Below are 13,584 nucleotides of genomic sequence, written 5' to 3'. Positions count from 1 at the left end.
TTTAGTAATAATAATTTAAAAAACTATGTTAAATATTAAAAATTTATGTGTTAATATAAATAATAAAATTATTTTAAATAAATTTAATTTATCTATAAATCCAGGAGAAATTCATGCCATTATGGGACCTAATGGTTCTGGTAAAAGTACGTTATCATATGTAATATCTGGTAAAAAAGAATACCTTATTACTAAAGGAGAAATATTATTTAAAAAAAAAAAATTATTACATTTAGAGCCAGAAATTAGAGCTAGGGAAGGTATTTTTGTTTCTTTTCAGTATCCTATTGAAATACCAGGAGTTACCAATAATATATTTTTATATAATTCTCTAAAAGCAATAAAAAAATATAGAGATAATAAAACATTAGATAGATCATCTTATCATAAAATAATAGATGAAAAAATAAAAATTTTAGGTAAAACAAAAGATTTTTTACAACGTTTTGTAAACGTCGGATTTTCTGGAGGAGAAAAAAAAATTAATGATATATTACAAATGTTTGTATTAGAACCAAATCTCTGTATTTTAGACGAAATTGATTCTGGATTAGATATAGATGCTCTAAAATTAGCATCTAAAATAATTAATTTAATGAAAAATAAAAACAGATCATTTTTAATTATTACACATTATCGTCGTATTCTTGATTATGTTAATCCTGATTATATCCATATATTATATAATAAAAATATTATAAGGTCAGGAAATATGAGTATTCTTTCTGATTTAGATAAATATGGATATGGGTATATTAATGAAAAATAATATTTATAATAAATTAAAAAATCTTTATAAATTGAATAAAAAATATTTTTATTATAAAAAAACAAAAAATGATTTATATAAATTAAAAAATTTTTTAAAAAAAGAATTATTACGTGATAATCAAAAATTATTATTTAAATATTTAAATAATAATTTATTAATTAATTCAAAATCATTACCTATTAATAATAATAAATTATTTAAATCATTATTTCCAATAGATGCAATTATATTATTTTTTATTAATGGTAAAATTGACAAAAATCTTAGTAATATAAATAATAAATATTATAACATTCATATTAACTTATATAATGATATTCATTATAGTAATTTTTTTAAAAAAGATATTTATCATTATTTATCTGAATCTTTTACTAAAGAAAATGTAATAATTAATATTAATAATATAAAAAAGATTAAGTTTAAAAAACCATTATATATTGTATATTTTAATGATAAAAATAAAAAAAATGAAATTGCTATATTTAATTATAGAAATTTTATTTACATAAAAAATACTTTTTCTACTATAATAGAACATCATATAAATACAGATAAGTCATATATTAATAATATTTATAATACTTTTATTATAGATAATAATTCTAAATTAGAACATTATACTTTTATAACTAATTATAATAATAATAATAATAATAATTTTTGTTCTATTAGTAATGAATTTATTTTATATGATAATGTTCTTTATAAAAAAGAAGATATATTGATGTCAAATCAATATATTAATCAAAATAATAATTTTTGTTTTTTAGGAGAAAAAACAAAATTAATATATAATAGTTTATTATTTTCTAAAAATTCTAACATAATAAATGTAAATAATTATTTAGAGCATAATAAAAAAAATTCTTGTAGTGTACAATTACATAAAACAATTACCTTAGATCAGTCAATAATAAATTTAATAGGATTATTAAAAATTAATAAATATGCTATGAAAACTAATGGACAATTAAATTATAGTAGTTTACTTTTAAATAAACTATCTAGGGTAAATATCCAACCTAATCTAGATATTTTAAATGATAATGTAAAATGTACACATAGTGTGTTTACAGGTAGAATAGATTATAATCAAATTTTTTTTTTAAAAACTAGAGGTATAAGTTTTAAAAAAGCATATAGTCTTTTACTTATGTCTTTTATATTAGATTCTTTAAATGAAATTAGTAATAATATTATTAAAAATGAAATTTTAAAAAAAATATCGTTTTATTTATCAGTAGAGAATTTTATAAATGAATTTTAATATAAAAAATATCAGGAAACAATTTCCTATTTTTTCAAAAAAAATTAATGGCAATAAACTTATTTATTTAGATAATGCAGCTACTGTACATAAACCTCAAAAAGTAATTTCTTCATTAAATAATTTTTATGAGAATGAATATTCTTCAGTAAATAGAGGTATTTATAGTTTAAGTGTAAATGCAACAAAAAAAATGGAACAAATACGTGCTCAAATAGCTTGTTTTATTAATGCAAAATATGCAGAAGAAATAATTTTTACTAAAAGTACTACTGAAAGTATTAATTTAATTGCTAATACTTGGGGAATAAAAAATATTTCATCATATAATAATATTATTATATCTGAAATGGAACATCATTCTAATATTATTCCATGGATAATATTATCTAAAAAAATAGGATTTAATATTCGTGTTATACCATTAGATAAAAATGGAAATTTAAAATTATATAAAATTAATGAATTAATTGATAAAAATACTTGTTTAATATCAATTACACATATTTCTAATATTTTAGGAACTATTAATCCGATTAGAACTGTAATAAAAATAGCTAAAAAAAAAAATATTATTACTTTAATTGATGGTGCTCAATCAATTTCAATTCAGAAAATTGATGTTCAAAAATTAGATTGTGATTTTTTTGTATTTTCAGGACATAAAATTTTTGGGCCTACTGGTATAGGTATATTATATGGTATCAAAAAAATATTAGGATCTATGCCACCATGGCAAGGGGGAGGAGGGATGATCATAGATTTACATCAAAATAATCCTGTTTGGGAAAGAATACCTTGGAAATTTGAAGCAGGTTCTCCTAATATATCTGGTATTATAGGATTAGGTGCTGCTTTATCATGGTTTATGTCATTTAATATAGATGATATTATTAAACATAATCAATATTTAACAAAATATACTTTTAAAAAATTTCATTCTATTCCTAATATTAAAATTTTTGGACAAAAATATTCTCTTAATAGAATTGGTATAATTTCATTTAATCTAGCTAATTATCATTCCTATGATATAGGTAGTTTTTTAGATCAATATGGTATCGCTATACGTACTGGTCATCACTGTTCTATTCCTGTTATGAAATTTTATAAAGTAAAATCTATGTGTAGAATTTCTTTTTCTATTTATAATAATAAAAATGATATTGATTATTTTATAGATAGATTAATATATATAAAAAATTTATTAAATAGATAATAATATATGTTATATAATTTACCTAGTCAGAATGAAATTAAAAATAATTTTTTAAATTGTAGTAATTGGGAAGAAAAATATCTTTATATAATAGAATTAGGCAATCAAATTCCTATTTTATCAAAAGAAAAACATTCTTTAGAAAATTTTATACCAGGATGCCAAAGTAGAGTTTGGGTTTCAATAGAAATTGATTCAAATAATAATGTAAAATTTCAAGGTGATAGTGATTCCTCAATTATTAAAGGATTATTAACAATGATTTTTATTTTCTATAATAAAAAAAATTATGATGAAATTATAAATTTTAATATTCAAGGTTGTTTTAAAAATTTATCTTTTGATAAATATTTAACAACTTCTAGATTAGAAGGTATAAATGTTATTATAAAAACTATTAGAAATAAATTAAAAAAATTAATTTGCAAATAATTTAAATAAGATTATTTAATAAATAATAATATAATAAATTTTATTTAAATTTATGATTTTAATTAAATATATTCAGGAAAGATAAATTTTATGAAAAAAACAAAAATAGTATGTACTATAGGACCTAGTTCAGAATCTAAATATATTCTATCTCAATTTTTAAAATTAGGAATGAATGTTGCTAGATTAAATTTTTCACATGGTGATCATAATGATCATAAAAAAAGAATAATTACATTACAAAATGTAATTAAAGAAACAGGTATCTATGCTGCAATTTTATTAGATACAAAAGGACCAGAAATACGTACTATGAAATTATATAAAGGTAAAGATGTATATTTACAATCTGGAAAATTTTTTACATTAACAACTAATCAAACAATTATTGGTAATAATAAATGTGTGGCAATTACATATCCATATCTAATTCAAGATTTAAAAATTGGAAATAAAATATTAATAGATGATGGTTTAATTGCAATGGAAGTAATAAAAATAATTAATAATAATATTATTTGTAAAATATTAAATGATGGTAAATTATCAGAAAATAAAAGTATTAATTTACCTGGTATATCTATTAATTTACCTTCTCTATCTGAGAAAGATAAACATGATTTAATTTTTGCATGTAAAAATAAAATAGATTATATTGCGGCTTCTTTTATTCGTAAAAAACAAGATATTTTAGAAATAAGAAAATTTTTAAAAAAACATAATGGTAGTAATATTCAAATTATAGCTAAAATTGAAAATCAGGAAGGATTAAATAATTTTGATGAAATATTAACTGTATCTGATGGGATCATGGTTGCAAGAGGTGATTTAGGAGTAGAAATTCCTGTAGAAAATGTTATTTTTGCTCAAAAAATGATTATAAAAAAATGTAATTTTTTTGGAAAAGTAGTGATAACAGCAACACAAATGTTAGATTCCATGATTAAAAATCCTAGACCAACTAGAGCAGAAGCAGGTGATGTAGCTAACGCTATTTTAGATGGAACTGATGCTGTAATGTTATCTGGAGAAAGTGCTAAGGGACAATATCCATTAGAATCTGTATCTATTATGTCTATAATTTGTGAAAGAACAGATATTACTATGACTAATAGAATTAATTATTATAATAATAATGACATGAGTATTACTGATGCTGTATGTCGTAGTGCAGTTGAAATAGCTGAAAAACTAAAAGCTCCTTTAATAATTGTAGCCACTCAATTGGGGAAATCAGCTAAATCTATTAGAAAATATTTTCCTAAATCAATAATTTTAGCTTTAACTACTAATAAAAAAACAGTAAAACATTTAATTTTAAGTAAAGGAATAATACCTAAATTAGTCAATAAAATATCATCGACAGATGATTTTTATATAATAGGTAAAAAAGTAGCATTATCTAGTAAATATGCAACAAAAGGAGATGTTATTGTAATGGTTTCTGGTGCTTTAGTACCTAGTGGAACTACAAATACAACTTCTGTACATATTATTTAATATGTATAAAATATAAAAATTATAATCTTAGTTTAAGTTTATAAATATTTTGTTTTAATTTTTTTAATAATAAAATTTAATTTTTTAATTGTATAATCTATTTCTTTTTCAGTAGTAAATTTACCGAAAGAAATACGAATAGAACTTTGAATTAGTTTATCATTTAATCCTAAAGATTTTAATACATAAGATAAATAATATTTATTTGAATTACATGCAGAAGAAGTAGATATTGCAATATTTTTCATTTCTGATAAAAGTATTTTATTAAAAATATTTTTAAAACCTATATTTATTATATAGGGAGAACTATATTTAAAATTACCGTTTAAATATATACCTGGAATATTTTTTATCCCATCCCATAATTTTTTTTTTAAACATGATATTCTTTTTTTTTCTTGTTTTATTATAGAATTAGCAATTTTTAATGCTGTAGAAATGCCAACAATTTGATGTACAGCTAAAGTTCCTGATCTTAAACCATTTTCTTGCCCACCACCATGTAATAAGGGTAAAAAATTTGTTTTTTTTTTGATATTTTTTATATATAAAACACCTATACCTTTAGGTCCATAAAACTTATGAGCTGAAAATGATAAAAAATCAATATTCATATTTTTTAAATTAAATGAATATTTACCTACACTTTGTGTAGCATCAACATGAAAAAATGTATTTTTTTTTTTACAAATACAACCAATACGATTTATATCATTAATAGTACCAATTTCATTATTAATATGCATTATTGATACTAAGATAGTTTCATTTGTAATTTTTTTTTCTAATATATTTAAATCAATTTTTCCTATATGAGAATTTTTGATATATATAATTTTTATACCTAATTTTTTTACGAAATTACAAGTTTCTAATACAGCTTTATGTTCCATCATACTTGTAATAATATTTTTATTTTTATAATTTAAATAGTTAAATGCAATTCCTTTAATTGCTAAATTAATAGATTCTGTTGCACTAGATGTAAAAATAATTTCTTCTTTTTTACTACCAATAATATTGGATATATTTATTCTAGCATTTTCAACAGTATTTTTTGCATTTATACCAAATAAATGTAAGTAAGAAGAAGGATTACCAAATATTCCTTTTATAGTAAAAAAATTTTTCATTTCTTTTAAAACTTGTTGATCAACTGGAGTTGTAGAAGCATAATCTAAATAGATTAATTTTTTCATAATTTTATTATATAATTTTAATTTAGATGTTTTTAAAAACAAATTTATTCATTTAAATAAATACTATATATTATATAATATTGAAAATTAAATATTTTAATATATAAAATGCAATAAATTAGGATTTTTATGAAAAAAAAAATTTTAACATTACAAACTACTATTTTTATTTTTGATTCTGGATTAGGTGGTATTACAATATTTAATTATATCAAAAATATTTTTTTAAATATAAATTTTATCTATCTTTTAGATAATAAATATTTTCCATATGGAAATAAATCAAAAAATTTTATTTTACAACGTTTAATTAAAATTTTACAAAAAATTTCACTATTTCATAATATTTCATTAGCTATTATAGCATGTAATACGGCTAGTATTACAAGTTTACCTGAATTAAAAAAATATTTTAATTTTCCTATTATTGGTGTTACTCCTGTAATTAATTTAGCTATTGCAAAAACAAAAAACCAAGTAATTGGTTTTTTAGCTACAAATACTACATTACAAAATTATAAAATACGAAATAAAATATATTTATTAAAAAAAAAATATATGATAAAAATGATATCATCTCCTAAATTAGTTTTTTTAGCAGAACGAAAATTATTGGGAGATAAAATTATATTAAGTGAAATAAAAAAAATTTTTTTTTCTTGGTATAAATTAAAAATATTTCCTGATACTATTATATTAGGTTGTACTCATTTTCCTTTAATCAAGGATGAATTAAAAATTATTTTTCCTAAAAATATATATTTTTTAGATTCAAAAAAATATATTATTGATAAATTTAAAAAATTAATTCAATATAATAAAAATTTACTAAATATAAAAAAAAATATTCTTTACTATACAAAAAAAAATAAAGATACAAATAGAATAAAAAATATTTTTAAAAATATGAATTTTCATATTTTTAAAAAATTTAAAATATAAACTTTTTTTAAAAAAAAATTAAAATAAAACACTTGACTATTTGTTATATGGATGTAATATAATAGTTATTAATTCTGTAGTTCTTTAAAAATTTATAAAAAACTTTTGAGGGCACTCTCTTTAAAAGAGAGTATTAAATTTGTAAATTTATTTAAAATAGAATTTATAAATTTATTTTGTTAATTATTTATATAAAATTGAAGAGTTTGATCATGGCTCAGATTGAACGCTGGCGGCAAGCCTAACACATGCAAGTCGAGCGGCAGCGAAATGAGAAAAAGTTTTCTTTTTTTTTATTGTCGGCAAGCGGCGGACGGGTGAGTAATATCTGGGGATCTGCCTTATGGAGAGGGATAACTATTGGAAACGATAGCTAATACCTCATAATATCTTTTAAAAGATCAAAGTAGGGGATTTTATATTTTTTATATAAAACCTTATACCATTAGATGAACCCAGACGAGATTAGCTAGTAGGTAGAGTAAAAGCCTACCTAGGCGACGATCTCTAGCTGGTCTGAGAGGATAATCAGCCACACTGGAACTGAGACACGGTCCAGACTCCTACGGGAGGCAGCAGTGGGGAATATTGCACAATGGGCGAAAGCCTGATGCAGCTATGCCGCGTGTATGAAGAAGGCCTTAGGGTTGTAAAGTACTTTCAACAAGAAAGAAGCAATGGAATCTAATACATTTCATTATTGACGTTACTTGTAAAAGAAGCACCGGCTAACTCCGTGCCAGCAGCCGCGGTAATACGGAGGGTGCTAGCGTTAATCGGAATTACTGGGCGTAAAGAGCACGTAGGCGGTTAATTAAGTCAGATGTGAAATCCCTAAGCTTAACTTAGGAACTGCATTTGAAACTGATTAACTTGAGTTTCGTAGAGGGGGGTAGAATTCTAGGTGTAGCGGTGAAATGCGTAGATATCTGGAGGAATACCAGTGGCGAAGGCGACCCCCTGGACGAATACTGACGCTCAGGTGCGAAAGCATGGGGAGCAAACAGGATTAGATACCCTGGTAGTCCATGCTGTAAACGATGTCGACTTGAAGGTTGTAAGCTTGACTTATAGCTTTCGTAGCTAACGCGTTAAGTCGACCGCCTGGGAAGTACGACCGCAAGGTTAAAACTCAAATGAATTGACGGGGGCCCGCACAAGCGGTGGAGCATGTGGTTTAATTCGATGCAACGCGAAGAACCTTACCAGGGCTTGACATGCCGCGAATCCTCTTGAAAGAGAGGGGTGCCTTCGGGAACGCGGAGACAGGTGCTGCATGGCTGTCGTCAGCTCGTGTTGTGAAATGTTGGGTTAAGTCCCGCAACGAGCGCAACCCTTATTCTTTGTTGCCATCAGTTAAAGCTGGGAACTCAAAGAAGACTGCCGGTGATAAACCGGAGGAAGGTGAGGACGACGTCAAGTCATCATGGCCCTTACGACCAGGGCTACACACGTGCTACAATGGTATATACAAAGAGAAGCATCCTTGTAAAAGTAAGCGGATCTCACAAAATATATCTTAGTTCGGATTGGAGTCTGCAACTCGACTCTATGAAGTCGGAATCGCTAGTAATCGTAGATCAGAATGCTACGGTGAATACGTTCCCGGGCCTTGTACACACCGCCCGTCACACCATGGGAGTGGGTTGTAAAAGAAGTAAGTTGTTTAACCTTTTGTAAAGAAGGAGGACGCTTACCACTTTATGATTCATAACTGGGGTGAAGTCGTAACAAGGTAACCGTAGGGGAACCTGTGGTTGGATCACCTCCTTTACTTTCAAAGTTCTCTTAAAGAAGAGTGCCCTCAAAAGTTTTTTAAGTTTTTTAAAAATTAGGAAATAAAAATTTAATAAATATTAATTAAATAACAAATTTTGTTATAAAATTTGTTTAAAATATTTAGACGATTGTGGGTTGTAAGGTTAAGTAAATAAGCGTATATGACGGATGCCTTGGCAGTCAGAGGCGATGAAGGACGTGTAAATCTGCGAAAAGCGTCGATAAGTTGATATAAAACGTTATTAGTCGGCGATTTCCGAATGGGGAAACCTAATATATGTAATTATATATTATCGTAATTTAAATACATAGAATTACGAAGTGAACCAGGAGAACTGAAACATCTAAGTATCTTGAGGAAAAGAAATCAACAGAGATTTTCTTAGTAGTGGCGAGCGAACAGGAAACAGCCCGAGATATATTTTAATTATTATATTAGTAGAAATAACTGGAAAGTTATACGACACAAGGTGATAGTCCTGTATATTAAAATATAATAGTTATAATCTCAATGAGTAGAACGAGACACGAGTAATCTTGTTTGAACATAGGGGGATCATCCTCTAAGGCTAAATACTACTGACTGACCGATAGTGAACTAGTACCGTGAGGGAAAGGTGAAAAGAACCCCGGTTAGGGGAGTGAAATAGAACCTGAAATCATATACGTACAAGCAGTAGGAGCACTTTAAAAAAGTGTGACTGCGTACCTTTTGTATAATGGGTCAGCGAGTTATATTTTGTAGCAAGGTTAACTGTATAAGGAAGCCGTAGGGAAACCGAGTCTTAAAAGGGCGTTTAGTTGCAGGATATAGACCCGAAACCCGGTGATCTAACCATGAGCAGGTTGAAGGTTGGGTAATTCTTACTGGAGGACCGAACCGACTAATGTTGAAAAATTAGCGGATGACTTGTGGTTAGGGGTGAAAGGCCAATCAAACCGGGAGATAGCTGGTTCTCCCCGAAAGCTATTTAGGTAGCGCCTCGTGGATTCATATTTGGGGGTAGAGCTCTGTTTCGGTTAGGGAATCTACCAGATTTACCAATCCGATGCAAACTACGAATACCAAATTTATGTTATCACGGGAGACACACAGCGGGTGCTAACGTCCGTTGTGGAGAGGGAAACAACCCAGATCGCTAGCTAAGGTCCCTAAGTTATAATTAAGTGGGAAACGAAGTGGAAAGGCATAAACAGCCAGGATGTTGGCTTAGAAGCAGCCATCATTTAAAGAAAGCGTAATAGCTCACTGGTCTAGTCGTTCTGCGCGGAAGATATAACGGGGCTAAATTATACACCGAAGCTGCGACAATAAAAGAAGTATTATTTTATTGGGTAGGGGAGCGTTCTGTAAATTGTTGAAGGTAAATTGTAAAATTTATTGAAGATATCAGAAGTGCGAATGCTGACATGAGTAACGATAAAATAGGTGAAAAACCTATTCGCCGAAAGACTAAGGGTTCCTATCCAACGGTAATCGGGGTAGGGTAAGTCGATCCCTAAGATGAGGCTGAAAAGCGTAATCGATGGATAACAGGTTAATATTCCTGTACTCATTATTGTTGTGAAGGGGGGACGAAGAAGGTTAGATTATCCAAGCGATGGTTATCTTGGTTTAAGCGTGTAGATGGATTATCTAGGAAAATCCGGATAATTATTAACATTAAGGCGTGATGACGAAATACTTTACTGTATTGAAGTAATTGATACCATACTTACAAGAAAATCCTCTAAACTTAAATAATATTGAATCGTACTCTAAACCGACACAGGTAGTCAGGTAGAGAATACTAAGGCGCTTGAGAGAACTCAGGTGAAGGAACTAGGCAAAATAGTGCCGTAACTTCGGGAGAAGGCACACTGATTGTAAGTAAAAAAATTTACTTTTTAAGCTGAAATCAGTCTAAGATAACAGCTGACTGCAACTGTTTATTAAAAACACAGCACTGTGCAAACACGTAAGTGGACGTATACGGTGTGACGCCTGCCCGGTGCCGGAAGGTTAATTGATGGGGTTATTATTTTATAAGAAGCTCTTGATCGAAGCCCCGGTAAACGGCGGCCGTAACTATAACGGTCCTAAGGTAGCGAAATTCCTTGTCGGGTAAGTTCCGACCTGCACGAATGGCGTAATGATGGTCAGACTGTCTCCACCTGAGACTCAGTGAAATTGAAATTGCTGTGAAGATGCAGTGTACCCGCGGCAAGACGGAAAGACCCCGTGAACCTTTACTATAGCTTGATATTGACTAATAAATATTGATGTGTAGGATAGGTGGGAGATAATGAAGTATTAGCGCTAGTTAATATGGAATCAACCTTGAAATACCACCCTTTAATACTTATTATTCTAACCTAAATCCGTAATCCGGATTAGAGACAATGTCTGGTAGGTAGTTTGACTGGGGCGGTCTCCTCCTAAAGAGTAACGGAGGAGTACTAAGGTCAGCTAATCACGGTCGGAAATCGTGAGGTTAGTGCAAAGGCATAAGCTGGCTTAACTGTAAGAATGACAATTCGAACAGATGCGAAAGCAGGTCTTAGTGATCCGGTGGTTCTGTATGATAAGGCCATCGCTCAACGAATAAAAGGTACTCCGGGGATAACAGGCTAATACCGCCCAAGAGTTCATATCGACGGCGGTGTTTGGCACCTCGATGTCGGCTCATCACATCCTGGGGCTGAAGTAGGTCCCAAGGGTATGGCTGTTCGCCATTTAAAGTGGTACGCGAGCTGGGTTTAGAACGTCGTGAGACAGTTCGGTCCCTATCTGCCGTGGGCGTTGGAAGATTGAAAGGATTTGCTCCTAGTACGAGAGGACCGGAGTGAACATATCTATGGTGTTCGGGTTGTCATGCCAATGGCATTGCCCGGTAGCTAAATATGGAAAAGATAAGCGCTGAAAGCATATAAGTGCGAAACTTACCTTAAGATTAATCTTCCCATGATTTTTGTTAATTATTTACAAAAATCTCTTAAGGGACGTTAGAGACTATAACGTTGATAGGCTAGATGTGTAAGCATAGTAATATGTTAAGCTAACTAGTACTAATAAACACCCGTGAGTCTTAACCTTACAACACCAGAATCGTTTAGATTAAATTATTAAGTAATATTTAGTAAAATCCTGGTATAAATAACGCAATGGTACCACCTGAATCCATTCCGAACTCAGAAGTGAAACATTGTAGTGCCAATGGTAGTGTGAGGTTTCCTCATGTGAGAGTAGGTAAATACCAGGATAAAAGTAAAAATAATTTAATTTTTTTTAAAATATATTATATATAAAATATTTAAATAAATTAAATATGCCGGCTTAGCTCAGATGGTAGAGCAACTGACTTGTAATCAGTAGGTCACCAGTTCAATTCCGGTAGCCGGCATTGTATATTTTACAACACTTTATATTTTTTTTTAATATTAAAACGGTGGGATACCCAAGTGGTTAAAGGGAGCAGACTGTAAATCTGTCGTCATAGACTTCGAAGGTTCGAATCCTTCTCCCACCAAAATTTTTTTATAAAAATATAGTATTATAATTTAATATATAGCAGATATCGTATAATGGTATTACTTTAGCCTTCCAAGCTAAAAATACGGGTTCGATTCCCGTTGTCTGCTCTAATAAATTTTTAATATAAAATATAAATATTATTTATATTTTTAGCTGATATAGCTTACTAGGTAGAGCACATTCTTGGTAAGAATGAAGGTCCCAGTTCAATTCTGGGTATCAGCATACTTATGCTACATAAAATATTAAATACCAATATTTTATATAGAAAAAAATTTTTTATTAATTTTATAAAAATAAAAGATAGTAGAAGGATAATTACTAATGTTTTTTCAGTTACAAAAAGATTCTACTTTAGAGTGGTTTCTTTCTTATTGTAATATTAATAAATACCCTGCTAAAATGATTTTAATAAAACAAGGAGATATTTCTAAAAATTTATATTATATATTAAAAGGGAGTATCGTTGTTTCTATTAAAAATAAAAATGGCAAAGAAATAATACTTAATTATTTAAATGCAGGTAGTTTTGTTGGTGAAAATGGAATTTTTAATAATTCTTATAAAGAAATTACATTATTTAAATTAAGAACAGAATGTGAATTAGCAAAAATTTCATATAAAAATTTTTTTAATTTAATTAAAATTAATCATGATATTATCATGAAAATTTCTTCACAAATTGTTAATAAGTTACAAATTACATTTAAAAAAATTAGTAATTTAGCTTTTTTAGATGTTACTCATAGAATTTCTAAAACATTACTAAATTTAGCTAAATCTCCAGATGCAATTACACATCCAGATGGAATGCAAATTAAAATAACTCGGCAAGAAATAAGTAAAATAGTTGGTTGTTCTCGAGAAACTGTAGGACGTACACTTAAAATTTTAAAAAACCGTAATTTAATTTATGCTCATGGTAAAACAATTGTTGTATATGGAACAAGATAA

Annotated in this window: 8 protein-coding genes, 4 tRNA genes and 3 rRNA genes; 14 read left to right on the top strand and 1 reads right to left on the bottom strand. The window is 27.8% G+C overall.

What is annotated here, in order from left to right:
- The first annotated feature begins 25 nt into the window (after positions 1–25).
- The 5 genes from sufC to pykF all read left to right on the top strand — a co-directional run bounded on the left by sufC (position 26) and on the right by pykF (position 5,193).
- Positions 26–769: a Fe-S cluster assembly ATPase SufC gene (sufC, locus tag GJT99_RS01780; protein WP_168893998.1), complete on the top strand. Its 744-nt coding sequence runs from the start codon at positions 26–28 to the stop codon at positions 767–769.
- Complete coding sequence (locus GJT99_RS01775; RefSeq protein ID WP_168893997.1) at positions 759–2,042, top strand: SufD family Fe-S cluster assembly protein; 1,284 nt, start codon at positions 759–761, stop codon at positions 2,040–2,042. The genes sufC and GJT99_RS01775 overlap by 11 nt, the downstream gene beginning before the upstream one ends.
- The gene (locus GJT99_RS01770; RefSeq protein ID WP_168893996.1) at positions 2,032–3,261 is read left to right on the top strand and encodes a SufS family cysteine desulfurase; all 1,230 of its coding nucleotides are present in this window, start codon (positions 2,032–2,034) and stop codon (positions 3,259–3,261) included. The genes GJT99_RS01775 and GJT99_RS01770 overlap by 11 nt, the downstream gene beginning before the upstream one ends.
- Before the next feature lie 6 nt (positions 3,262–3,267).
- On the top strand, positions 3,268–3,693 hold the full coding sequence (gene sufE, locus GJT99_RS01765; protein WP_168893995.1) for a cysteine desulfuration protein SufE: 426 nt from the start codon (positions 3,268–3,270) through the stop codon (positions 3,691–3,693).
- Positions 3,694–3,783: 90 nt separating this feature from the next.
- The gene (pykF, locus tag GJT99_RS01760; protein WP_168893994.1) at positions 3,784–5,193 is read left to right on the top strand and encodes a pyruvate kinase PykF; all 1,410 of its coding nucleotides are present in this window, start codon (positions 3,784–3,786) and stop codon (positions 5,191–5,193) included.
- A gap of 38 nt (positions 5,194–5,231) precedes the next feature.
- On the opposite strand, the gene GJT99_RS01755 is transcribed toward pykF, so the two are convergent.
- Complete coding sequence (locus tag GJT99_RS01755) at positions 5,232–6,437, bottom strand: cysteine desulfurase family protein (RefSeq protein ID WP_211080575.1); 1,206 nt, start codon at positions 6,435–6,437, stop codon at positions 5,232–5,234.
- A gap of 87 nt (positions 6,438–6,524) precedes the next feature.
- Here GJT99_RS01755 and murI point away from each other — a divergent pair, with 87 nt between their 5' ends.
- The 9 genes from murI to crp all read left to right on the top strand — a co-directional run bounded on the left by murI (position 6,525) and on the right by crp (position 13,584).
- A complete protein-coding gene (murI, locus tag GJT99_RS01750; protein WP_168893992.1) occupies positions 6,525–7,337 on the top strand; it encodes a glutamate racemase in 813 nt (270 codons plus the stop codon).
- A 194-nt stretch (positions 7,338–7,531) separates the two neighbouring features.
- Positions 7,532–9,110, top strand: a 16S ribosomal RNA gene (locus GJT99_RS01745).
- Between the two features lie 147 nt (positions 9,111–9,257).
- Positions 9,258–12,192 (top strand): 23S ribosomal RNA (locus GJT99_RS01740).
- Positions 12,193–12,242: 50 nt separating this feature from the next.
- Positions 12,243–12,358, top strand: a 5S ribosomal RNA gene (gene rrf / locus GJT99_RS01735).
- The 16S, 23S and 5S rRNA genes sit together here with 4 tRNA genes alongside, the layout of an rRNA operon.
- 68 nt (positions 12,359–12,426) lie before the next feature.
- Positions 12,427–12,499: transfer RNA gene (locus tag GJT99_RS01730), tRNA-Thr, on the top strand.
- 44 nt (positions 12,500–12,543) lie between these two features.
- Positions 12,544–12,625: transfer RNA gene (locus GJT99_RS01725), tRNA-Tyr, on the top strand.
- Positions 12,626–12,666: 41 nt separating this feature from the next.
- Positions 12,667–12,737: transfer RNA gene (locus GJT99_RS01720), tRNA-Gly, on the top strand.
- A gap of 45 nt (positions 12,738–12,782) precedes the next feature.
- Positions 12,783–12,855: transfer RNA gene (locus tag GJT99_RS01715), tRNA-Thr, on the top strand.
- 99 nt (positions 12,856–12,954) lie between these two features.
- Positions 12,955–13,584 carry a cAMP-activated global transcriptional regulator CRP gene (gene crp, locus GJT99_RS01710; protein ID WP_168893991.1) on the top strand — a complete coding sequence of 210 codons (630 nt, stop codon included), beginning with the start codon at positions 12,955–12,957 and terminating at the stop codon, positions 13,582–13,584.

Origin of the sequence: Enterobacteriaceae endosymbiont of Donacia cincticornis (genome assembly GCF_012568845.1) — a bacterium.
Classification (GTDB): domain Bacteria; phylum Pseudomonadota; class Gammaproteobacteria; order Enterobacterales; family Enterobacteriaceae.
The sequence above is the reverse complement of the archived record's forward strand: the minus strand, read 5'-3'. Positions and strand labels throughout refer to the sequence as shown.

Bases quoted from the DNA above. Each gene is read 5' to 3' on its own strand.
- crp (WP_168893991.1), top strand. From the start codon at position 12,955: ATGTTTTTTCAGTTACAAAAAGATTCTACTTTAGAGTGGTTTCTTTCT.
- murI (WP_168893992.1), top strand. From the start codon at position 6,525: ATGAAAAAAAAAATTTTAACATTACAAACTACTATTTTTATTTTTGAT.
- GJT99_RS01775 (WP_168893997.1), top strand. From the start codon at position 759: ATGAAAAATAATATTTATAATAAATTAAAAAATCTTTATAAATTGAAT.
- sufC (WP_168893998.1), top strand. From the start codon at position 26: ATGTTAAATATTAAAAATTTATGTGTTAATATAAATAATAAAATTATT.
- pykF (WP_168893994.1), top strand. From the start codon at position 3,784: ATGAAAAAAACAAAAATAGTATGTACTATAGGACCTAGTTCAGAATCT.
- sufE (WP_168893995.1), top strand. From the start codon at position 3,268: ATGTTATATAATTTACCTAGTCAGAATGAAATTAAAAATAATTTTTTA.
- GJT99_RS01770 (WP_168893996.1), top strand. From the start codon at position 2,032: ATGAATTTTAATATAAAAAATATCAGGAAACAATTTCCTATTTTTTCA.